The organism is Kocuria sediminis (assembly GCF_009735315.1).
In the GTDB taxonomy this organism is placed as follows: Bacteria; Actinomycetota; Actinomycetes; order Actinomycetales; family Micrococcaceae; genus Kocuria; species Kocuria turfanensis.
Genome location: NZ_WOGU01000006.1, coordinates 224,403 through 244,575, shown reverse-complemented (window position 1 = coordinate 244,575; position 20,173 = coordinate 224,403). Strand labels below are relative to the sequence as shown.

General features: G+C 73.3%; 19 protein-coding genes and 1 pseudogene. 13 read left to right on the top strand and 7 right to left on the bottom strand.

The window, feature by feature from the left end; all coding sequences use genetic code 11:
- Window positions 1–327: 327 nt before the first annotated feature.
- A complete protein-coding gene (locus GMA12_RS09360) occupies window positions 328–1,998 on the top strand; it encodes a thiamine pyrophosphate-binding protein (RefSeq protein ID WP_162459682.1) in 1,671 nt (556 codons plus the stop codon).
- 8 nt (window positions 1,999–2,006) lie between these two features.
- Here the strand turns inward: GMA12_RS09360 and GMA12_RS09355 are convergent, their stop codons facing one another.
- The gene (locus GMA12_RS09355) at window positions 2,007–2,810 is read right to left on the bottom strand and encodes an alpha/beta fold hydrolase (protein ID WP_156269221.1); all 804 of its coding nucleotides are present in this window, start codon (window positions 2,808–2,810) and stop codon (window positions 2,007–2,009) included.
- Between the two features lie 88 nt (window positions 2,811–2,898).
- Here GMA12_RS09355 and GMA12_RS09350 point away from each other — a divergent pair, with 88 nt between their 5' ends.
- Window positions 2,899–4,212 carry a condensation domain-containing protein gene (locus tag GMA12_RS09350; protein WP_156269220.1) on the top strand — a complete coding sequence of 438 codons (1,314 nt, stop codon included), beginning with the start codon at window positions 2,899–2,901 and terminating at the stop codon, window positions 4,210–4,212.
- Here GMA12_RS09350 and GMA12_RS09345 read toward each other — a convergent pair.
- Window positions 4,209–4,592, bottom strand: a complete 384-nt coding sequence (locus tag GMA12_RS09345) for a DUF1622 domain-containing protein (protein WP_156269219.1) — start codon at window positions 4,590–4,592, stop codon at window positions 4,209–4,211. The two genes, GMA12_RS09350 and GMA12_RS09345, sit on opposite strands and share 4 nt — an antisense overlap.
- A gap of 222 nt (window positions 4,593–4,814) precedes the next feature.
- Between GMA12_RS09345 and GMA12_RS09340 the strand changes: the two genes are divergently transcribed.
- The 4 genes from GMA12_RS09340 to GMA12_RS09325 all read left to right on the top strand — a co-directional run bounded on the left by GMA12_RS09340 (window position 4,815) and on the right by GMA12_RS09325 (window position 8,570).
- Window positions 4,815–6,023 carry a thiolase family protein gene (locus GMA12_RS09340; RefSeq protein ID WP_156269218.1) on the top strand — a complete coding sequence of 403 codons (1,209 nt, stop codon included), beginning with the start codon at window positions 4,815–4,817 and terminating at the stop codon, window positions 6,021–6,023.
- Window positions 6,023–6,802 (top strand): enoyl-CoA hydratase/isomerase family protein, encoded by a 780-nt coding sequence (locus GMA12_RS09335; RefSeq protein WP_156269217.1) that lies wholly within the window; start codon window positions 6,023–6,025, stop codon window positions 6,800–6,802. The genes GMA12_RS09340 and GMA12_RS09335 overlap by 1 nt, the downstream gene beginning before the upstream one ends.
- A 12-nt stretch (window positions 6,803–6,814) precedes the next feature.
- On the top strand, window positions 6,815–7,684 hold the full coding sequence (locus GMA12_RS09330; RefSeq protein WP_156269216.1) for a 3-hydroxyacyl-CoA dehydrogenase family protein: 870 nt from the start codon (window positions 6,815–6,817) through the stop codon (window positions 7,682–7,684).
- A 166-nt stretch (window positions 7,685–7,850) separates the two neighbouring features.
- Window positions 7,851–8,570: a tyrosine-protein phosphatase gene (locus tag GMA12_RS09325; protein ID WP_156269215.1), complete on the top strand. Its 720-nt coding sequence runs from the start codon at window positions 7,851–7,853 to the stop codon at window positions 8,568–8,570.
- A gap of 48 nt (window positions 8,571–8,618) precedes the next feature.
- On the opposite strand, the gene GMA12_RS09320 is transcribed toward GMA12_RS09325, so the two are convergent.
- Window positions 8,619–9,023, bottom strand: a complete 405-nt coding sequence (locus GMA12_RS09320; protein WP_047802116.1) for a hotdog fold thioesterase — start codon at window positions 9,021–9,023, stop codon at window positions 8,619–8,621.
- A gap of 157 nt (window positions 9,024–9,180) precedes the next feature.
- Between GMA12_RS09320 and paaZ the strand changes: the two genes are divergently transcribed.
- A complete protein-coding gene (paaZ, locus tag GMA12_RS09315) occupies window positions 9,181–11,271 on the top strand; it encodes a phenylacetic acid degradation bifunctional protein PaaZ (protein ID WP_162459681.1) in 2,091 nt (696 codons plus the stop codon).
- Window positions 11,272–11,731: 460 nt separating this feature from the next.
- Here paaZ and GMA12_RS09310 read toward each other — a convergent pair whose 3' ends face one another.
- From GMA12_RS09310 to paaI, 4 genes and pseudogenes are all read right to left on the bottom strand, one after another.
- Window positions 11,732–12,097 carry a VOC family protein gene (locus tag GMA12_RS09310; protein WP_162459680.1) on the bottom strand — a complete coding sequence of 122 codons (366 nt, stop codon included), beginning with the start codon at window positions 12,095–12,097 and terminating at the stop codon, window positions 11,732–11,734.
- Between the two features lie 396 nt (window positions 12,098–12,493).
- The gene (locus GMA12_RS09305; RefSeq protein ID WP_156269214.1) at window positions 12,494–13,117 is read right to left on the bottom strand and encodes a TetR/AcrR family transcriptional regulator; all 624 of its coding nucleotides are present in this window, start codon (window positions 13,115–13,117) and stop codon (window positions 12,494–12,496) included.
- 107 nt (window positions 13,118–13,224) lie between these two features.
- Window positions 13,225–14,568 (bottom strand): phenylacetate--CoA ligase family protein, encoded by a 1,344-nt coding sequence (locus GMA12_RS09300; protein WP_156269213.1) that lies wholly within the window; start codon window positions 14,566–14,568, stop codon window positions 13,225–13,227.
- A 125-nt stretch (window positions 14,569–14,693) separates the two neighbouring features.
- Window positions 14,694–15,086: pseudogene (paaI, locus tag GMA12_RS09295) on the bottom strand (hydroxyphenylacetyl-CoA thioesterase PaaI); the annotation flags it as partial.
- Window positions 15,087–15,287: 201 nt separating this feature from the next.
- Between paaI and paaA the strand changes: the two are divergent.
- The 6 genes from paaA to GMA12_RS09265 all read left to right on the top strand — a co-directional run bounded on the left by paaA (window position 15,288) and on the right by GMA12_RS09265 (window position 20,068).
- Window positions 15,288–16,304 (top strand): 1,2-phenylacetyl-CoA epoxidase subunit PaaA, encoded by a 1,017-nt coding sequence (gene paaA / locus GMA12_RS09290; protein ID WP_082157203.1) that lies wholly within the window; start codon window positions 15,288–15,290, stop codon window positions 16,302–16,304.
- A gap of 2 nt (window positions 16,305–16,306) precedes the next feature.
- A complete protein-coding gene (gene paaB, locus GMA12_RS09285; protein ID WP_156269211.1) occupies window positions 16,307–16,633 on the top strand; it encodes a 1,2-phenylacetyl-CoA epoxidase subunit PaaB in 327 nt (108 codons plus the stop codon).
- Window positions 16,630–17,457 carry a 1,2-phenylacetyl-CoA epoxidase subunit PaaC gene (paaC, locus tag GMA12_RS09280; RefSeq protein ID WP_162459679.1) on the top strand — a complete coding sequence of 276 codons (828 nt, stop codon included), beginning with the start codon at window positions 16,630–16,632 and terminating at the stop codon, window positions 17,455–17,457. Before paaB ends, paaC begins: the two co-directional genes overlap by 4 nt.
- Before the next feature lie 13 nt (window positions 17,458–17,470).
- Window positions 17,471–18,010, top strand: coding sequence for a 1,2-phenylacetyl-CoA epoxidase subunit PaaD (gene paaD, locus GMA12_RS09275; protein WP_156269210.1), 540 nt, complete (start codon window positions 17,471–17,473; stop codon window positions 18,008–18,010).
- On the top strand, window positions 18,010–19,170 hold the full coding sequence (paaE, locus tag GMA12_RS09270) for a 1,2-phenylacetyl-CoA epoxidase subunit PaaE (protein ID WP_156269209.1): 1,161 nt from the start codon (window positions 18,010–18,012) through the stop codon (window positions 19,168–19,170). Before paaD ends, paaE begins: the two co-directional genes overlap by 1 nt.
- 121 nt (window positions 19,171–19,291) lie before the next feature.
- The gene (locus tag GMA12_RS09265) at window positions 19,292–20,068 is read left to right on the top strand and encodes an enoyl-CoA hydratase/isomerase family protein (RefSeq protein ID WP_162459678.1); all 777 of its coding nucleotides are present in this window, start codon (window positions 19,292–19,294) and stop codon (window positions 20,066–20,068) included.
- Window positions 20,069–20,173: the final 105 nt, after the last annotated feature.

Genomic DNA, 20,173 nt, shown 5'->3' with positions numbered 1-20,173 from the left:
CTTCATCGCCGTCTCGATGGTCCCCAAGGACATCCAGGGCACCGACCTGCACGTGCAGGAGGTGCACCAGGACTACGTCGCCACCCACCCCGAGGCCGCCGGCACCCTCACCGCCGCCGAGACCGCCCAGCAGCAGCACGACTGAGCACCGCCGGACCGCCGGAGCCGCCCGTCGGCACCCACCCACGGGTGCGGGCGGGCGGCTCCGCCCGTGCCGACGGCCACCGAGCACATCCCGCTCCGCACCCGACAGCCCACCACGGACAGCCCGCACCCGGCGCCCCGTACCGAGGAGCCCCACCGGGACTCCGCCGAAAGGACCCCACCGTGACCCCCGACCCCCTGCTCCCCACGGTCTCCACCGCGGTGGCCGATGTGCTGGCCGCGCGCACCGATCACCTGTTCGGGCTGATGGGCAACGGCAACGCCCACCTGATCAGCCATCTCACCTCCGCCGGCTTCGGCTTCACCTCCGCCCGGCACGAGGCCGCCACGGTGACCATGGCCGACGCCTACCACCGGGCCACCGGCCGGGTCGGGGCGGCCACCACGACCTACGGGGCCGGGTTCACCAACACCTACACCGCCCTGGCCGAGGCCCGCCTGGCCCGCATCCCCCTGGTCCTCGTCGTCGGGGACGCCCCCACCACCGGGCGGCGGCCCTTCGACATCGACCAGACCGCCGCGGCCGCCGCGGTCGGGGTCACCACCCTGGTCGCCACCCCGGCCAACGCCACCGCGATCACCCACCGGGCCTTCGACCTGGCCGCCCGCACGGTGCAGCCGGTGGTGCTGGCGATCCCCTACGACTGCGCCACCGCACCGCTGGTGGACCCGGTGGGCCTGGAGCCGCTGCCGGCCAAACAGGCCTGGCAGCCCGCCCCCGAGGAACTGGACCGGATCGCCGGACTGCTGCGCGGCGCCGCCCGCCCGCTGATCCTGGCCGGGCGCGGGGTGCTGCTGGCCGGGGCCGCCCCCGCCCTGGCCGAGCTCGGGGACCGGCTCGGGGCCCTGTTCATGACCTCGGTGATGGCCGTGGGCGCGGTGGACTCCCCCTGGAACCTGGGCATCGCCGGGGGCTTCACCCGCGACCACCGCCTGGCCACCGCCCGCCAGGCCGACCTGGTGCTCGTCGCCGGGGCCTCGCTGAACGCCTTCCAGTCCCGCTACGGCACCCTCTTCGCACCCGGTACCCGGATGGTCCGCATCGACAACGAACCCGCCGAGACGATGGCCCACCCGGCCGTCACCGACTACGTCCGCGCCGACCTGGGGGTGGCCCTGGCCGGGCTGCTGGCCCGCACCCCCGCCACCGACCCGGCCACCACCTGGCGGGCAGCAGCCCCCGAGGTCGCCGGGCAGACCTACCGCTCCTCGGCCCCGATCGAGGACCCGGCCGAGTTCGGCCCCGACGGCCGGCTCAACCCCCGCGCGGTGGTCGCGGCCCTGGAGCACATCCTCCCGAAGCAGCGCTCGGTGGTGATGGACGGAGGCCACTTCATCGGCTGGGCCCCGATGTACCTCACCGTCCCCGACCCCCAGGCCATGGTCCTGGTCGGCACCGCCTTCCAGTCCATCGGCCTGGGCTTCGGCGCCGCCGCCGGGGTCTCCATCGCCCGCCCCGAGCGCACCACCGTGTTCGTCACCGGCGACGGCGGGGCCCTGATGGGCCTGGCCGACCTGGAGACCTTCCTGCGCGCCACCGACCGCGGGGTGATCGTGGTGCTCAACGACTCCGCCTACGGCGCCGAGCTGCACCAGTACGCCGCCAAGGGCCTGGACCCCACCGCGATGCTCATCGAGGAGGTCGACTTCGCCGCGATCGGCCGGGCCATGGGCGCGGCCGGGACCAAGGCCACCACCCTCGCCGACCTGACCGCCCTCGAGGACTGGCTGGCCGCCCACGACGAGGGCGTCTTCGTGCTCGACGTGGCCATCTCCCAGAAGGTCGTCGCCGAGTTCATGACCGCCTCCCTCACCGCCGGCAAGAGACTCTAACCCCCCGGTCAGCCCGCCCCGCCGACCGGGGAACCCACCTCCACCGCCCGCACGAACTCCGCGCACCGCCGTGGCCACTGCGCCAGCTCGCCGGGGGTGCCCGCCACGTGCAGGGCCTCCCCGGGCAGTGCCTCGCGCAGCGCCTGGGCGGTCGACAGCGGGTGGGTGGGGTCCTCCGACCAGGCCAGCACCAGGGTGGGCAGCCCGATCCGGGCGAGCTCGTCGACCGGCGGCAGATCGGTGGCGGCGGCACCGCGCAGCACGGTGGGGAGCAGGCGGGGGTCGATGCGCGGCGGGTGCGTCTCGCGGTCGGCCACGGCCGGCGGGCGGGGAGCGGCCCGCCCGGCCCGGAGGTAGGCCTCCAGGCCGTGCCGCTCCACGAGCTCCGCCCCGCGCCGGTACGCCGCCGCCTGGCCGCGACGGGAGGCCCACGCCGTGGACGGCACGCACAGGACGAGGGAGCGGAAGCGCTCGGGCCGGGCCAGGGCGGCGTACAGGAGGGTGGCCGCACCCATCGACGGGCCGATGCCGTGCACCGGCTCCCCGGGCACCACGGCGTCCAGCAGGTCCAGCAGGTCCGCGGCCAGCCGCGACCAGGACCAGTCCTCCACCACCGGCTCCGCCGCGGAGCGGCCGTGCCCGCGGGCGTCGTAGCGCACCGCGCGGTGCCCGGAGAGCCCGGAGGCCAGGTCCAGGCCACCGGCGGCGTTGGAGGCCCGGTCGGACAGCAGCCCGTGCAGCTGCACCACCGGGGGGCCGGAACCGGTCACGTCGTAGGCCAGTCGGCAGCGGTCGAGCTCGAGCGTCGGCATGCGGCCACGCTACGCCTGCATCGTGGACGCCGCTGGACCGCATGCGCGTGCCGGGCCAGACTGCCCCTGACGCGATCGAGAGGTGCCCATGCGGCTGACCAACATCACGCACGCCCGGCTGCCCGAGGGGCGGCTCTCCAGCTGCACGGTCCCGGTCACGCGCACCGGCCGGCGGCTGCCGGTGTCCTTCGACCAGGGCATGCACGTGGGCGCCGGCTCCCGCCCGGGGACGTGGATGGGCGTGACCCTGGAGCTGCCCGCCCCGGTCCTCCCCGAGGACCTGGGTCGCGCCTGGGCCGGTGTCGTGGCCCGCCACCACACGCTGCGCACCGTGTTCTCCACCGGCGACGACGGCGGCGTCCTGCTGCACGAGGCCGGCGGCGCGGTCCAGCCGCTGTGGGCCCATCACGACGTCGGCCCGGCCGGGACGCGGGCGGCCCTGCAGGAGCTGGTCGACGGTGCCTGTGCACCCCTGGCCCGGCCCTCCCACCGGCTGTGCCTGGTCGAGCCGCCGGACGGTCCGGTCGTCGTCGTGCTCGCCGCCGACCACGCCCACGTGGACGCGTGGTCCCTGCCCGTGCTCGTGCGCGACCTGCTCGACGCCCTGGCCGACGTCCGGGCCGGGCGCGCGCCCGGCGCCGGCCGGCCCCCGGTGGCCTCCTTCGCCGAGCACACGCGCGAGCTGGCGGCCCGCCCCGCGGCCCCGGCGCGGGTCGCGCAGCGGTGGGGGCGGATCCTCGCCGACGGCGGGGGCACCATGCCGGTCTTTCCGCTCCCGCTGGGCGACCTCGCGCGCCCCGCGCCCGAGACCGTGACCACCCGCGAGGTCCTCGACGCCCGGGCGCTGACCCGCCTGGAGGACCGCGCCGATGCGCTCGGCGTGCGGCTCCTGGCGCTGCTGGTGTCGGTGCTGACGCGGGCCACCCTGGAGCTCGCCGGCCGGCCGCTGCGCGCCGTGCTGCCCGTGCACAGCCGCACCGACCCGCGGTGGCGTGACGCCGTGGGCTGGTTCATCACCACCTCGGTGCTCGAGTGCGCCGATGCCGCCCCCCAGGCCGGCCGGGCCGCCGTGCGCGAGGCCCTGGAGCTGGGCTCGCACCCGCTGGAGCCGATCCTGCGCCCGCACGGCGGCATGCCCGTGCCCCCGGGGATGTTCATGCTCTCCTACATGGACTACCGGCGCCTCCCCGTGAGCCTGCCCGCGAAGCTGCGGGCGCAACACGTCTCCGCCTCGGCGCCGACCACGGGCGTGCAGGTCTGGTTCGTCGTCGGCGAGGACGGTCTGCACCTGCGGGCCCGCTTCCCGGGCACCCCGGCGGCCAGGTCCTCGGCGGAGGCCTGGCTCACGGCGGTCGGCGAGGGGCTGCGCGCGGAGGCCTCCGCAGTGTCCCGGGACCGCTAGGCCGCGGGGGACCCGGCGGCCGGGGCGGCCGCCTCCGGCTCCTTCTGCCAGGGCCACCGACCGCTGATCTCCAGCTCCAAGGACCAGCTGAGGAAGGTGCGCACGAGCACGATGAGCGCCAGCACCCCCACGGACTCGAACGTGGGGGTGATCGCCACGGTCTTGATGATGTCCGCGGCCACGAGCAGCTCCAGGCCCAGCAGGATCGAGCGGCCGAGCCGCTGCCGGTAGTTCATGTAGGCGTCGCTGCCCCCGCTCCGGCGGCCCAGCAGCTCCCGCCCCGCCAGCAGGGAGGCCACCACCGTCCCGATGACGATGGCGACGACCCCGGCGACGTCGACGGCCTCGCCGACGAGCTCCATGGACTCCTGGAACGACATCCTGCACCTCCGGTGACTCCGGCGGTCGCCGCCGGATCGTGTCTGCACTGAGTCTGCGCCGAATCTGCGCCGAATCTTCGATGAAGACGCCAGGATCTCACGGACGCGCGCTCTGTTGACCCCGTGCGCGCGCTCGTGGGATCGTAAGGTGAACGAACGGTCGGTTATTGCTGGGCACCGTCGCCCGCCACCGGCCCTCCCCGTCGCGACAGGAGTTCTGCCATGTCCTCAACCCCTCAGGCCTTCCTCGTCGGGGGCGCGCGCACCCCCGTGGGCCGGTACGGCGGCGCGCTCTCGAGCGTGCGCCCGGACGACCTCGCGGCCCTGGTGGTCAAGCACGCGGTCACCGACGCCGGGATCGACCCCCACGACGTCGACGAGGTGATCCTGGGCAACGCCAACGGCGCCGGCGAGGAGAACCGCAACGTGGCCCGCATGGCCTGGCTGCTGGCCGGCTTCCCGGACACCGTCCCGGGCATCACGGTCAACCGGCTGTGCGCCTCGGGCCTGTCCGCGATCATCATGGCCTCGCACATGGTCAAGGCCGGGGCGGCGGACATCGTCGTCGCCGGCGGGGTGGAGTCCATGTCCCGGGCCCCCTGGGTGATGGAGAAGCCCGCCACGGGCTTCGCCAAGCCCGGTGAGGTCTTCGACACCTCGATCGGCTGGCGCTTCACCAACCCGCAGTTCAAGAAGCAGGACAAGATGACCTACTCGATGCCGGAGACGGCCGAGGAGGTCGCCGCCGTGGACGGCATCACCCGCGAGGACGCCGACGCGTTCGCCGTGGCCTCCCACGAGAAGGCGATCACCGCGATCGACGCCGGCCGCTTCGCCCCCGAGATCGTGCCCGTGACCGTCACGGGCCGCAAGGGCGCCGAGACGGTCGTGGACACCGACGAGGGGCCCCGCCCGGGCACCACCGCCGAGGTACTCGCCAAGCTGCGCCCCGTGGTGGCCCACGGCTCGGTCGTCACCGCCGGCAACTCCTCCTCCCTCAACGACGGCGCCTCGGCGATCCTGGTGGTCTCCGAGCGGGCCGCCGAGAAGTACGGGCTGGCCGCCCGCGCCCGGATCGTCGACGGCGCCTCCACCGGGGTGGCCCCGGAGATCATGGGCATCGGCCCGGTCCCGGCCACGCAGAAGGTCCTGGCGCGCACCGGGTGGGGCGTCGACGACCTCGGCGCGGTGGAGCTCAACGAGGCCTTCGCCAGCCAGTCCCTGGCCTGCATCCGCCGTCTCGGCCTCGACGCCGGCACCGTCAACAACGACGGCGGGGCCATCGCCCTGGGCCACCCGCTGGGCTCCTCCGGCTCCCGGCTGGTCGTGACCCTGCTGGGCCGCATGGAGCGCGAGGGCGCCGACCGCGGCCTCGCGACCATGTGCGTGGGCGTGGGCCAGGGCACCGCCATGCTCGTGGAGAAGCTCTGATGGTCGGCCCCAGCGAGATCCTGGGCGGGGAGTTCACCGCCCTGCGGCTCGAGGAGCGCGAGGACCGCCTGCACGTGGTCCTGGACCGCCCCGCCGTGCGCAACGCCATCGACGCGACCATGGTCGAGGAGTTGCACACCGTGTGCGGCTACCTGGAGCGGCACCCGAAGGTCCTGCTCCTCTCCGGCACCGAGGTGAACGGGAAGGGGGTCTTCGCCTCCGGCGCGGACATCGGCCAGCTGCGCGAGCGCCGCCGCGACGACGCGCTGCAGGGCATCAACTCCCGGATCTTCGACCGGATCCACAAGCTGCCCATGCCCGTGATCGCCGCGATCGACGGCTACGCGCTGGGCGGCGGCGCGGAACTGGCCTACGCGGCGGACTTCCGGATCGCGACCCCGCACCTGCGGATCGGCCAGCCGGAGACGAACCTGGGTATCATCGCCGCGGCCGGCGGGCTGTGGCGGCTCAAGGAGCTCGTCGGCGAGCCGGTCGCCCTGGACATCCTGCTCGCCGGGCGGATCCTCGACGCCGCCGAGGCCCTGGAGCTGCACCTGGTCACCGAGCTGCACGAGCCCGCCGAGCTGGTGCCCGCGGCGCACGCGCTCGCGGACCGGATCGGCGCTCAGGACCCCCTGGCCGTGCGCATCTCCAAGCGGGTCTTCGCGGCCCCGCCGTCCGCCCACCCGCACATCGACGAGCTGGCCCAGGCCGTGCTCTTCGAGTCGGAGGCGAAGTTCGACCGCATGCAGGCCTTCCTGGACCGCAAGAAGAAGTAGGAGCGTCAACCGATGACCGAGAAGCACGCACTGGCCGTCCCCGCCGCCGTCGGCGTCCTGGGCGGAGGCCGCATGGGCGCGGGCATCGCCCACGCCTTCCTGCTCGCCGGGGCGCAGGTGACCGTCGTGGAGCGCGACGGCCAGGCCGCCGAGGCCGCCCGGGAGCGGATCGAGCGGGACCTGGCCAAGTCGCTGGAGCGCGGGAGCGTGGACGGCAACCTGGACGAGTGGTCCGAGCACCTGACCGTGTCCCTGGACTCCGCGGACTTCGCCGGGTGCGAGCTCGTCGTCGAGGCCGTGCCCGAGTCCTGGGACCTGAAGGTCTCGGCGCTGCAGGAGGTCGAACGCCACCTGGCCGGGACCGCGTGGCTGGCCACGAACACGTCCTCCCTGTCCGTGGACGGCCTGGCCGGGCAGCTGACCCGTCCCGAGCGGTTCTGCGGCCTGCACTTCTTCAACCCCGTGCCGGCCTCCAAGCTCGTGGAGGTCGTGCTCTCGAAGCACACCGGCGAGGAGCTCAAGCGGCTGTCGGTGCAGTGGGTCGAGGGCCTCGGCAAGACCGCGGTGGTCGTCAACGACGCCCCCGGCTTCGCCTCCTCCCGGCTGGGCGTGGCGATCGCCCTCGAGGCCATCCGCATGGTCGAGGAGGGTGTGGCCTCCCCCGAGGACATCGACAACGCCATGGTCCTGGGCTACAGGTTCCCGGTCGGCCCGCTGGCGCTCACGGACATCGTGGGCCTGGACGTGCGGCTGGGCATCGCGGAGTACCTCGAGTCCGAGCTCGGCGAGCGCTTCGCTCCCCCGCAGCTGATGCGGGACATGGTCGCCCGCGGCGAGCTGGGCCGCAAGACCGGCAAGGGCTTCTTCAGCTACGACGGGTAGCGCCCTCGTCCGCGCGCACCGGCTCCGCCCTGGCCGCCCGGATCCTGCCGGGGCCCGGGCGGATCCGGTGCGTGCGGATGCGTGCGGATGCGTGCGGGTGCCGGGGAACAGCGCCGGCGACGTGCCGGAGGAGCGCGTCGTCGGGGGCAGGACCTAGCGTGGGGGCATGGACGCGCAGCCCGGGACCCCCGCTCCGTGGGAGGGGGCGATCAACGCCCGGCTCCTGGCCGGGGACGTGTGGCGGATGGGCCGCTCGGAGCGGCTCACGCCCGCGGGCTGGCGCGCCGCCGCCGCGGACGGGGTGCGCACGGTCGTGGACCTGCGCAATGCCGTCGAGCGTCGCCGCCGGCCCAGCGATCCGCCGGACGAGCCGGCCGCCCGGGCGGGCGTCACCGTCCTGCACCGCCCCACGGAGGACCCCGCCCACCCCGAGTTCTCCCTCGTGGGGACCCCGTACCTGAACCACCCGCGCGGCTACCGCGACTACCTGCGGCTCTTCCCGGGCCCGATCGCCGAGGCGGTGCGGGCGGTGGCGACCGCCGAGGGCGCCGTGGTGGTGCACTGCTCGGCCGGGCGGGACCGGACCGGGGTGCTCGCCCTGCTGCTGCTGGGCCTCGCCGGGGCCTCCCCGGAGCGCCTGCTCGCCGAGGACGAGGCGGCCGCGCGCGGGATCAACGAGTGGCACCGGGTCTCCCCCGTGCCCCACCCGGTCGAGCGCCACCACTCCGAGGAGGAGCTGGCCGGGCTGCTCGCCGGGCGCCGGGCCGCCCTCGCCGCGCTGGTGGCCGGGCTCGACGCCGAGCGCTATCTCCGCGCGGCGGGGGTGAGCTCCGACGAGCTCGTGGCCCTGCGCCGCCGGCTCGGCCGCCCCGCCCCCGGTTCCTGACTCCGGCCCCTGACCCCGGCCCCTGACCCCGGTGCCTGACGCGGGTCCCTAGCTCCGGTCCTTGAGGAAGTTGGTGATCCGCACCGTGCACAGCCGGGTGCCGTCCTCGTGCGCGATCACCACCTCGTGGCAGGTGAGGGAGCGGCCCAGCTGCAGGGCGGTGGCCGTGGCCGTCACGGTGCCGGTGCGGGAGGACCGGTGGTGGGTGGCGTTGACGTCGACCCCCACGGCGACCTTGCCCATCGTGGACGCGTGGATCACCGCCGCCCAGGAGCCCACGGCCTCCCCGAGCGCCACCATGGCCCCGCCGTGCAGCAGGCCCAGCGACTGCCGGTTGCCCTCCACGGGCATCGTGGCGACCACCCGCTCCGCCGACTCCTCGAGGACGGTGACGCCCATCTTCTCGTCCAGTTCGCCCAGGACGATCCGCCAGGGCTCGGGGGTCGCGCTCATGGCACTCCTCGGTGACAGGGGACGGGAAGCGCAGATTCCCTGTGGTCCCCGGGTGTGACGTACGTTATCGTGGTCATAATACCGAACGATCGGTCAGGAGGCCGGAGCGGGACCTGGTCCCGGCCCGGCACGCACCCGAGCGAAAGGACCACCCACCGTGGCAGCACAGACCCAGACCGTTCTCCCCAGCTACCTCTGGGGCCGGTGGTGGACCCCGGAGGACCCGCAGCGGATCACGGAGGTCGCCGACGCCTCGACCGGCGAGATCGTGGCGCGCGTGTCCACCGACGGCATCGACATCGCCTCCGCCGTGGAGTACGGCCGCACCGTGGGGCAGCGGTCCCTCGGGGAGCTCACCATCCACGAGCGGGCGCTGAAGCTCAAGGAGCTCGCGCATCACCTCACCGAGCACAAGCAGGAGCTCTACGACCTGTCCTACGCCACCGGCGCCACGCTCAAGGACCACTTCTTCGACGTCGACGGCGGCATCGGGACCCTCTTCACGTTCTCCTCCAAGGGCCGGCGCGAGCTCCCCAACGCCCACGTGATCGTGGACGGCGCCGTGGAGCAGCTCTCGAAGGACGGGTCCTTCCTGGGCGAGCACATCTACACCCGGATGCCCGGGGTGGCCGTGCAGATCAACGCGTTCAACTTCCCGGTGTGGGGCTTCCTGGAGAAGTTCGCGCCGGCGTTCCTCGCCGGCATGCCCACCGTGGTCAAGCCCGCGACCCCCACCGGCTACGTGACCGAGGCCTGCGTCCGCCTGATGGTCGAGTCCGGGATCCTGCCCGAGGGCTCGCTGCAGCTGGTCTCCGGATCCGCCCGGGACCTGCTCGACCACCTGGACTACCGCGACCACGTGGCCTTCACCGGCTCCGCCGGCACCGCGCGGTCGCTGCGCAACCACGACAACGTGGTCAACGGCGGGGTACGGTTCACCGCCGAGACGGACTCCCTCAACGCCGCCATCCTCGGCCCCGACGCCACCCCGGACACCCCGGAGTTCGAGGCGTTCGTCAAGGCCGTGTTCGTCGAGATCACCGCCAAGGCCGGGCAGAAGTGCACGGCCATCCGCCGCGTCATCGTCCCGCAGGAGCGTGTGGAGGACGTCGTGGCAGCCGTGGCTCAGCGCGTGCAGCAGCGCGTGGTGATCGGTGATCCCCGCACCGAGGGGGTCACCATGGGCGCCCTGGCCTCCAAGGAGCAGCAGGCGGAGGTCCGCAAGGCCGTGGAGCGCCTCGTGGCCGCCGGCGGCACCGTCCGGCTCGGCGGGCCCGACGCCTCCGTGGGCGGGGCCGACACCGAGGCAGGGGCCTTCTTCCCCGTCACGGTGCTGTCCTTCGACGACCCCGAGACCCCGGAGGTGCACTTCGTCGAGGCCTTCGGTCCGGTGACCTCCGTGCTCGGCTACACCGACGTCGACGACGCCGTGCGGCTGGCCGCACTAGGCGGCGGCTCGCTGGTGGCCACCGTGTGCACGAACGACGGCGCCACCGCCGCCCGGTTCACCGCCGGCATCGGCTCCCACCACGGGCGCGTGCACTTCCTCAACCGCCAGGACGCCAGGACCTCCACCGGCCACGGCTCCCCCATGCCGCACCTGGTCCACGGCGGCCCGGGCCGCGCCGGCGGCGGCGAGGAGCTGGGCGGGGTGCGCGGCGTCAAGCACTACATGCAGCGCACCGCGATCCAGGGGCCCCCGGACATCCTCACGGCGGTCACCGGCGTGTGGCATCGGGGCGCCGCGGCGAACACGGTGACCCGGGAGGCGGTCGAGAACGGCACGGGCGAGCACCCGTTCCGGAAGTCGCTGGAGACCCTGCGGATCGGCGACCAGTTCGCCTCCGAGCTGCGCACGGTGACCCTGGAGGACATCACCGAGTTCGCGGAGCGGACCGGGGACACGTTCTACGCGCACACCGACGAGGAGGCGGCCACGGCCAACCCGTTCTTCCCCCGGCGGGTGGCCCACGGCTACCTGCTGGTCTCCTGGGCGGCGGGCCTGTTCGTGGAGCCCGCCCCGGGGCCCGTGCTGGCCAACTACGGGCTGGAGAACCTCCGGTTCATCACTCCGGTGACCTACGACGACGCCATCCGGGTGACCCTGACCGCCAAGCAGATCACCCCGCGCGTGACCGACGAGTACGGCGAGGTCCGCTGGGACGCGATCCTGCACAACCAGCACGACGAGATCGTGGCGACCTACGACGTGCTGACCCTGGTGGCCAAGACCTGGCCGGTGGCATGACCACCTGACCGGCTGGTTGACCTCCCGACCCGCCGCCCCCGCCCCGCCGGCCCCCGGCCCCCTGGGCCGCTGATCCCCGGCCCGCTGGCACCCGCCCCCTGGTCCGCTGATCCCGGGCTCACTGGCCCCCGCCCCGCCGGCGGTACGGCATCCCGGCCTGCAGGGTCCCCGAGGCCCTCGAGTCCCCAGCAACGGCGCAATCCCCCACGCAACGGCGTGGGGGATTGCGGGTGTCCTGGGGACTCGGCGAGCAACCACCCACGCTCGTGGGGACTCGGCGAGCAACCGCCCACGATCGTGGGGGTTCGGCGGACCGTTGCCGGTGATGGTGAGGACTCGGCGGGCTGTTGCCCGTGATGGTGGGGGCTCGGCGATGTCAGCGCCCACGTTTGCCGGGCACACGGTGCGTCCGCGGGGCCGTCAGGCCGGCACGGCGGCAGGCCGGCACGGCGGTGGGGTGTCAGGCCCCCAGGATGCAGAACTCGTTGCCCTCCGGGTCGGCCAGCACCACCCAGGAGTCCGTCCCGCGGCGGTCGTCGACCACCTCGGCGCCCAGATCCAGCGCGCGCGCGACCTCCTCCTCGCACGTGCCGCCCTTCTCCGGCCGCAGGTCGAGGTGGACCCGGTTCCACGCCGGCCCCTTGGGCTCCCGGACGCCCTCCGAGAAGAACAGCAGGCGGAAGCCCTCCGGGCTCTCCAACCAGCACTCCGTGTCACCGGGGCGGCACTGCCCGCCGAGGGGCCAGCCCAGCAGCCGGTGCCACCACCGGGCCTGGGCGCAGGGGTCGAGCGCGCTGACGGTCGTGTGCGACAGTCGTACTCCCACGGTGCCTCCCGGTGCACTGGGTGGGGGCGGCCAGGCCTGCGGCGCGTCCGCCCGGGGACGTGACCAGTGTGCTCGAACACCATCCCACCCTCACCGCGCCACGCCCGGGCGCCCCACTCCCCCTCCCGGGCCCTCCCGCCTCCCCCCTTCCGCCGAGGCCCCAGAAGCGGCGCAATCCCCCACGCAACGGCGTGGGGGATTGCGTGCACACTGGGGACTCGGCGGATAACTGCCCGCGACAGTGGGAACTCGGCGAGCAACCACCCGCGATGATGGGGACTCGACGCGCAGCAGCCCGCGGCAGTGGGGACTCGGCGGATAACTGCCCGCGACGATGGGGACTCGACGGGCAGCAGCCCACGGCGGTGGGGACTCGGCGGAGGGCCGGCCGGTGGGTCAGGGGGCGCGCAGGCCCGAGAAGGCGAGCGCGACCACGGTGTCGGCCAGCCCGTCGTCGGGCTTGTCCGGATCCGGCCGGTACCAGTCGACGATCGAGTTGATCATGCCCAGGAGCAGGCGGGAGGCGGAGCGGCCGCTGAGGTCGCGGCGCAGGTCGCCCTCCGCCTGCGCCTGCTCGATGAGCGCGCCGACCCGGCGGGTGACCGTGCGACGGCGCTCGAGCGCCCGCGTCTCGACCTCCGAGTTGCCCCGCAGCCGCAGCAGCAGGGTCACGTAGGGCATCTGCTCCACGAGCACGTGCACGGTCCCGCGGATCACCTGCTCGAGCCGCTGGACCGCCGGGGCCTCCGTCCGCTCCGCGGCGGCCAGGACCTCCTCGAGCGCGTCGAGGGCCCGGTTCAGCGCCTGCTCGAGGATCTCCTCCTTGGACTCCACGTGGTGGTAGATCGCGGACTTGGAGATCCCCAGGTGCTTGGACAGGGTGCCCATCGAGGTGGCGTCGTAGCCGTGGACGTTGAACACCTCGACGCAGACGGCGAGCAGCGTCTCACGGTCGTAGCCAGGCCGGCCGCGGCGCGGGGCCCCGCTGTCCGGGGGTGCGGACGCCGGTGCGTGGGACATGGGGACCTCGATCTCGACGGTGACGGGGTGGGCCGAGCAACGATCTTATGACGCGGCCGGCCCCCGGGGTCCCGGGGGCTGCCGCGGAAGGTCTCAGGGGAGGCGGCTCACGCCTTGTCCCGGTGGTCGTAGACGCGGCGCAGCTTGCCGGAGGATCGGGCGAGCGTGCCCGGCTCGGCGATCCGGATCGAGGCCGAGGAGCCGATCTTCGTCTTGATGGCGTGCAGGAGCTTCTGCCCGCCCGCCTCCGCGGCCTCGACGGTCACCTGCTCGCGCCGCTCGATGTTGATGGTCATCTGGTCCATCCGGTGCGGGCGGGTGATCTCGAGCGTGAAGTGCGGGCTCAGCTCCGGCACCTGCAGGGCCAGCTCCTCGATCTGGGACGGGAACAGGTTGACCCCGCGCAGAATGATCATGTCGTCGGAGCGTCCCGTGATCCGGCCCATCCGCCGGTGCCCGGGCCGGTCCGTGCCGGGCAGCAGGCGGGTGAGGTCGTGGGTGCGGTAGCGGACGATCGGCAGGGCCTCCTTGGTGAGCGCCGTGAACACGAGCTCGCCGGGCCGGCCGGTCTCCTGGACCTCGTCCGTGAAGGGGTCGATGATCTCGGGGCGGAAGTGGTCCTCCCAGATGTGGGAGCCGTCCTTGGACTGCGCCGACTCCCCGGCCACACCGGGGCCCATGACCTCCGAGAGGCCGTAGATGTCGCACGCGTCGACCCCGAACGTGGTCTCGATCTCCCGGCGCATCTCCTCGGTCCACGGCTCCGCCCCGAGCACCGCGGTGCGCAGCGAGGTCTCCCGCGGGTCCAGGCCGAGCTTCCGGAAGCCGTCGGCGATGGTCAGCAGATAGGTGGGGGTCGAGAGGATGGCCTGGGGCTCGAAGTCCCGGATCATCTGGACCTGCTTCTCGGTCTGCCCGCCGGACATCGGGATGACCGCGCAGCCCAGGCGCTCGGCGCCGTAGTGGGCGCCGAGCCCGCCCGTGAACAGCCCGTAGCCGTAGGCGTTGTGCACCTTGTCCCCCGGCCGCACGCCCGAGAGGCGGAAGCAGCGGGCCACGAGGCTCGCCCAGGTGCTGATGTCGTTCTCGGTGTAGGCCACCACGGTGGGCTGGCCGGTGGTCCCGGAGGAGGCGTGGATCCGGCGGACCTCGCTCATCGGCACCGCGAGGGACTTGAACGGGTACGCCTTCCGCAGGAACTCCTTGTCCGTGTACGGGAAGAGCCGCAGGTCCTCGAGCTCCTTGAGGTCGCCCGGGTGCACGCCGTGGGCGTCGAAGAGCTCGGTGTAGGCGGGCACGTTCTCGTAGGCGTGGTGCAGGGTCCAGCGCAGGCGCTCGAGCTGGAGGGACTCCACCTGGTCCCGGCTCATCGTCTCCTCGGCATCCGGCTGGGACCGGTCCGCGGGGGCGGGAGCGGGGGTGTAGGGATTGGGGACGGAGCACTCGGCCATGATCAGACTTCCTCGGGCTGCGGGGCGGACGGCTGGACGGGCTGCAGGACGGGCTGCTCGGCCGGTTCGCCGGCCGGCCCCTCGTCCGAACGCTCCGCGGGCGTCGCCGCGCGCAGCGCCGGGTTGGGGATGGTGCGGCTGCGGCCGCGGAACTCGGCGACGAGCCGGCCCTCGGCCGTGACCTGGATGTCGTAGACGCCGCTGCGCCCGGCCTGGGCGCGGACGGTGCCCACGGCGGTGAGCTCCTGCCCCCGGTGGGCGGAGGCGATGAAGTTGATGTCCACTCCGGAGGCCACCGTGATGGTGCTGCCGTCACCGGCGGGGTCGTTGCACGCGAGGGCGAAGCAGGTGTCCGCGAAGGCGAAGACCATGCCGCCGTGGGCGATGCCGAACCCGTTGAGCATCTCCTCGCGCAGCGTCATGCGGATCTGGGCGTGGCCGTACTCCGCGCGGTCCACGGTGATGCCCATCCAGCGCGAAGTGTGGTCCCCCGCGAGGATCGGGTGGCCCTGCGACATGTAACTCTCCTCACAATTCACGACCGAATGGTCAGTAGACAATCTCACTCCGGAGCCCGTGTCAACCCGCACCGACCGGGCGGCGCCCGCCCGCAACCTGTTGACGCGGCCCCCCGGGGTCCCATATTCTGAACGAACGGTCAGTTAGTCGCGTGCGGCCCTCCGCGCCCCGCGGCGCCATCTCGTCGGAAGAAGGACACCATGACTTCGCAGAACACCGGCCTCCACGCCGTGGCCGCGGCGGACCCGGCCGAGCAGGCCGAGCTGGACCGCGCCGGCCAGGAGCACTTCGACCACATCATCGCCGAGGACTCCCGCATCGAGCCGCGCGACTGGATGCCCGCCGCCTACCGCCGCACCCTCGTCCGCCAGGTCTCCCAGCACGCGCACTCCGAGATCATCGGGATGCAGCCGGAGGGCAACTGGATCTCCCGGGCCCCGTCCCTCAAGCGCAAGGCCATCCTGATGGCCAAGGTGCAGGACGAGGCCGGTCACGGCCTGTACCTCTACTCCGCCGCCGAGACCCTGGGCACCCCGCGCTCCGAGCTCACCCAGCAACTGCTGGACGGCCGGGCCAAGTACTCCTCGATCTTCAACTACCCGGCGCGCACCTGGGCCGACATGGGCGCCATCGGCTGGCTCGTGGACGGCGCGGCGATCGCCAACCAGGTCCCGCTGTGCCGGGCCTCCTACGGCCCCTACGGCCGGGCGATGGTGCGCATCTGCAAGGAGGAGTCCTTCCACCAGCGCCAGGGCTGGGAGATCCTCTACGAGCTCTCCCACGGCACGCCCGCGCAGAAGGAGATGGCCCAGGACGCCGTCAACCGCTTCTACGGCCCGTCCCTGCAGATGTTCGGCCCCCCGGACGACGACTCGCCCAACTCGAAGCAGTCGATGGCGTGGAACATCAAGCGCTTCTCCAACGACGAGCTGCGCCAGCGCTTCGTCGACATGATCGTCCCGCAGGCCGAGGCCCTCGGGCTGACCCTGCCGGACCCGGACCTCAAGTGGAACGCGGAGCGCGGCCACTACGACTACGGGCCGCTGGACTGGGACGAGTTCAAGGCCGTCGTCGGCGGCAAGGGCCCGTGCAACGTCCAGCGCATGCAGCGCCGCCGCCAGGCCCACGAGGAGGGCGCCTGGGTCCGCGAGGCCGCCGCCGCCTACGCCCGCAAGACCGCCGCGGAGCGCGCCTCCGCCGAACTCATCGGAGCCTGAGCATGAGCGAGAACCAGGAGAGCACGGTCCGCCCGATCGGCGCCGCCTCGGACGAGTGGCCGCTGTGGGAAGTGTTCGTGCGCTCCTCGCGCGGGCTCTCCCACGTCCACGCCGGCTCGCTGCACGCCCCGGACGCCACGATGGCCGTGCGCAACGCCCGGGACCTGTACACCCGCCGCAACGAGGGCACCTCCGTGTGGGTCGTGCCCTCCGAGGCCATCACCGCCTCGGACCCCGACTCCAAGGGCGGGTACTTCGAGTCCGCGCAGGGCAAGAGCTACCGGCACGCCACCTACTACACGAAGAGCGAAGGGGTGAAGCACCTGTGAGCTTCGCGTCCCACGATTCCGCGACCAAGCAGAGCGCGGGCCACGCCATCACCGCCGAGGACATCCAGGCCGGCGGCGCGAAGGCCACCGAGGACGTGGCCCGCTACGCCCTGCAGCTGGGCGACGACGCCCTGATGCTCTCGCAGCGCCTGGGCTGGTGGATCGCCCGGGCCCCGGAGCTGGAGGAGGACATCGCGCTGGCCAACATCGCCCTGGACCTGCTCGGGCACGCCCGCTTCTTCCTCACCTACGCCGGCACCGCCTGGGGGAAGACCGAGGACGACCTCGCCTACTTCCGCGACGAGGAGCAGTTCCGCTCCTGCCGCCTGGTGGAGCAGGAGAACGGCGACTTCGGGCAGACCATCGCCCGGCAGCTGATCTTCTCCTACTACCAGTACGAGCTCTACCGCCGCCTGGTGCACTCCTCCGACCCCACGCTCGCGGCCATCGCGGACAAGGCCCTCAAGGAGGTCCAGTACCACCAGGACCACGCGGGCCAGTGGGTGCTGCGCCTGGGCCTGGGCACCGAGGAGTCCAAGCGCCGGATCCAGGCGGGGCTGCACTGCATGTGGCCCTACGTGGACGAGCTCTTCCACGACGACGAGCTCATCGACGCCCTCGGGGACGCGGCCGTGCGCCCGTCCGAGCTGCGCGCGGACTTCGACGTCCGTCTGAAGGCGGTCCTGGACGAGGCGGAGCTGTCCGTGCCCGAGGTGCTGGGCGCCTACGGCGGGGACCGCTCCGGGCAGTTCAGCGAGCAGCGGGGCCACATCCTCGCCGAGATGCAGGTGCTCGCGCGCCGGCACCCCGGCGCCACCTGGTGAGGGGACGACGACGATGACCGACCACCTGCACACGCGGCCCGCGCCGGTGACCGGCCGGGAGCTGCGCCCGGAGGACGAGGCCTCGGCGCGCATCTGGGACGTCGCCGCGACGGTGAACGACCCCGAGATCCCGGTGCTCTCCATCGCCGACCTCGGGATCCTGCGCGGCGCCCGGGCCGAGGGCGAGCGCGCCGTCGTCGTCATCACCCCCACCTACTCCGGGTGCCCCGCCATGGAGACCATCACCGCGGACGTCACCGCGGCGCTCAACGCGCACGGCTGGGAGGACGTGCGGGTGGAGCTCGTGCTGCAGCCCGCCTGGACGACCGACTGGATGAGCGAGGACGGCCGGCGCAAGCTCGACGAGTACGGCATCGCCCCGCCCACCGGCCGCGCCGCCGCCGGGCCCGTCCGGCTGAGCCTGGCCGTGAAGTGCCCGCGCTGCAACTCCCTGAACACCCGCGAGATGACCCGCTTCGGGTCCACCGCCTGCAAGGCGCTCCACGTCTGCAACGAGTGCCTGGAACCCTTCGACTACTTCAAGGTGCACTGATGACCGAGATCACCGCCCCGGCCCGGCGCCGGGCCACGTTCAACTCCCTGGAGGTCTCCCAGGTCCGCAAGCTCACGGCGGACTCGGTCGAGGTCGCCTTCGCCGTCCCCCCGGAGCTCGTGGACGACTACGACTACCTGCCGGGCCAGTACGTGGCGCTGCGCGCCCGCATCGACGGCCAGGAGGTCCGCCGGTCCTACTCGATCTGCGCGGAGCCAAAGCCGGGCGAGATCCGGGTGGCGATCAAGCAGGACATCGGCGGGGTCTTCTCCACCTGGGCCAACGAGTCGCTGCAGGCCGGGGACCGGCTCGACGTGATGAACCCGCAGGGCGCGTTCATCTCCAAGCTGGGGCTCACGAGCCTGAACGACCCCGAGCGGCTCGCCGCGGAGGAGGTCGCCCGGAACGCGTCGGTGCACCTCGTGGCCTTCGCCGCCGGCTCCGGGATCACCCCGATCATGGCCATCGCCAAGGCGGTGCTGCGGGCCTCCCCGACCTCCACCTTCGACCTCGTCTACGCCAACCGCTCCGCCATGGACGTGATGTTCGCCGAGGAGCTGGGCGACCTCAAGGACAAGTACCCGTCCCGCCTGGCGGTCCACCACGTGCTCTCCCGCGAGCAGCGGATCAGCCCCCTGATGTCCGGGCGGATCGACGCCGACAAGCTCAACGACATCCTGGACGAGGTCATCCAGGTGAACCGGACCGACGAGTGGTTCCTGTGCGGGCCCTTCGAGCTCGTCCAGCTGTGCCGGGACACCCTCGCCGAGCGCGGCGTGCCGGAGGACCGGATCCGCTTCGAGCTCTTCAGCACCGGCCGGCCCGAGGCCCCGCAGGGCCAGCAGGGCCGGGTGGTGCCCGCCGACCCCTCGGGCGAGAACGTCGCGATCACCTTCAACCTCGACGGGCTCTCCAGCACGATCGAGTCCCCGAGGAGCGCCCACGAGACCGTGCTCAACGCGGCGCTGCGGGTCCGGCCCGACGTGCCGTTCGCGTGCGCCGGCGGGGTGTGCGGCACGTGCCGCGCGAAGGTGGTCTCCGGGGAGTTCGAGATGGAGGAGAACTACGCGCTGGAGAAGGACGAGGTCGAGAAGGGCTACGTCCTCACCTGCCAGACCCGGCCGACCTCCAAGGAGTTCGCCGTCGACTTCGACGCCTGAGCCGTGCGTGCCGGGCGGCGCCGCCCGGCACGTGGCCCCCCGGGGTCCGGACCGTCCCGTTCCCCCTCCCCCCGCCCGGCGTCCTGCCCGACCCCGTGCCCCAGCCTCCCGAGGAGCAGCAGTGATCGACCTGACCATCGACGGATCCGTGGCCGAGGTGGTGCTCGACGCGCCCCAGAAGATGAACGCCCTGGACGAGTCCGCCCTCGCCGAGCTGGGCGAAGCCTACGCCGAGGCCGAGCGGGCCGGGGTCCGGGCGCTCGTGCTGCGCGGGGAGGGCCGCGGCTTCTGCGCCGGCCGGGACATCTCCGCCGTGGACCCCGCCTCCGACGACGCCTACGGGTACCTCGCCGGGAAGGTCACCCCGCTGCTGCGCACGATGAGCCGCTTCCCGGCACCGACCTTCGCCGCCGTGCAGGGGGCGTGCCTGGGGGTGGGGCTGGGTCTGGCGATCGCCACCGACGTGGTCTACGTGGCCGAGGACGCCAAGATCGGCTCCCCCTTCGCCAACCTCGGCGCGACCCTCGACTCCGGCGGGCACGCCCTGTTCACCGAGCGGCTCGGCGCCCACCGGACCCTGGACCTGATCTACACCGCGGAGCTGATGAGCGGCGCCGAGGCCGTGCGCTCCGGGCTGTTCAGCCGGTCGGTGCCGCGCGAGGAGCTGCTCGAGCTCACCCGGGCGAAGGCCGCCGCGGTGGCCGAGGGCGCCACCGGGGCGTTCCTGGCCTCCCGGGAGCTCGTGGCGCAGATCCGCGACGAGCGGCTGGGCCTGTGGGCGTCCGTGGAGCACGAGAACCGGGTGCAGGGCGAGCTGTGCCGCAGCGCCGACTACGCCGAGGGCTTCGCCGCGTTCCAGCAGAAGCGCCGCCCGCGCTTCACCGGCGGGCGGGCCTGAGCCGCTGCACGGACTGAACGGCACGAGGTGAACGGCACGGGGTGAACGGCACGGGTTAAGCGGTCGGGGAAAAGACCTGCCGCGCCGCCGGACGGGCGTTAACGT

What these genes read in the sequence shown, in the direction of transcription:
- GMA12_RS09355 (WP_156269221.1), bottom strand. Translation starts at nt 2,810, where the DNA reads ATGCCGACGCTCGAGCTCGACCGCTGCCGACTGGCCTACGACGTGACC.
- GMA12_RS09350 (WP_156269220.1), top strand. Translation starts at nt 2,899, where the DNA reads ATGCGGCTGACCAACATCACGCACGCCCGGCTGCCCGAGGGGCGGCTC.
- GMA12_RS09345 (WP_156269219.1), bottom strand. Translation starts at nt 4,592, where the DNA reads ATGTCGTTCCAGGAGTCCATGGAGCTCGTCGGCGAGGCCGTCGACGTC.
- GMA12_RS09340 (WP_156269218.1), top strand. Translation starts at nt 4,815, where the DNA reads ATGTCCTCAACCCCTCAGGCCTTCCTCGTCGGGGGCGCGCGCACCCCC.
- GMA12_RS09335 (WP_156269217.1), top strand. Translation starts at nt 6,023, where the DNA reads ATGGTCGGCCCCAGCGAGATCCTGGGCGGGGAGTTCACCGCCCTGCGG.
- GMA12_RS09330 (WP_156269216.1), top strand. Translation starts at nt 6,815, where the DNA reads ATGACCGAGAAGCACGCACTGGCCGTCCCCGCCGCCGTCGGCGTCCTG.
- GMA12_RS09325 (WP_156269215.1), top strand. Translation starts at nt 7,851, where the DNA reads ATGGACGCGCAGCCCGGGACCCCCGCTCCGTGGGAGGGGGCGATCAAC.
- GMA12_RS09320 (WP_047802116.1), bottom strand. Translation starts at nt 9,023, where the DNA reads ATGAGCGCGACCCCCGAGCCCTGGCGGATCGTCCTGGGCGAACTGGAC.
- GMA12_RS09305 (WP_156269214.1), bottom strand. Translation starts at nt 13,117, where the DNA reads ATGTCCCACGCACCGGCGTCCGCACCCCCGGACAGCGGGGCCCCGCGC.
- GMA12_RS09300 (WP_156269213.1), bottom strand. Translation starts at nt 14,568, where the DNA reads ATGGCCGAGTGCTCCGTCCCCAATCCCTACACCCCCGCTCCCGCCCCC.
- paaA (WP_082157203.1), top strand. Translation starts at nt 15,288, where the DNA reads ATGACTTCGCAGAACACCGGCCTCCACGCCGTGGCCGCGGCGGACCCG.
- paaB (WP_156269211.1), top strand. Translation starts at nt 16,307, where the DNA reads ATGAGCGAGAACCAGGAGAGCACGGTCCGCCCGATCGGCGCCGCCTCG.
- paaD (WP_156269210.1), top strand. Translation starts at nt 17,471, where the DNA reads ATGACCGACCACCTGCACACGCGGCCCGCGCCGGTGACCGGCCGGGAG.
- paaE (WP_156269209.1), top strand. Translation starts at nt 18,010, where the DNA reads ATGACCGAGATCACCGCCCCGGCCCGGCGCCGGGCCACGTTCAACTCC.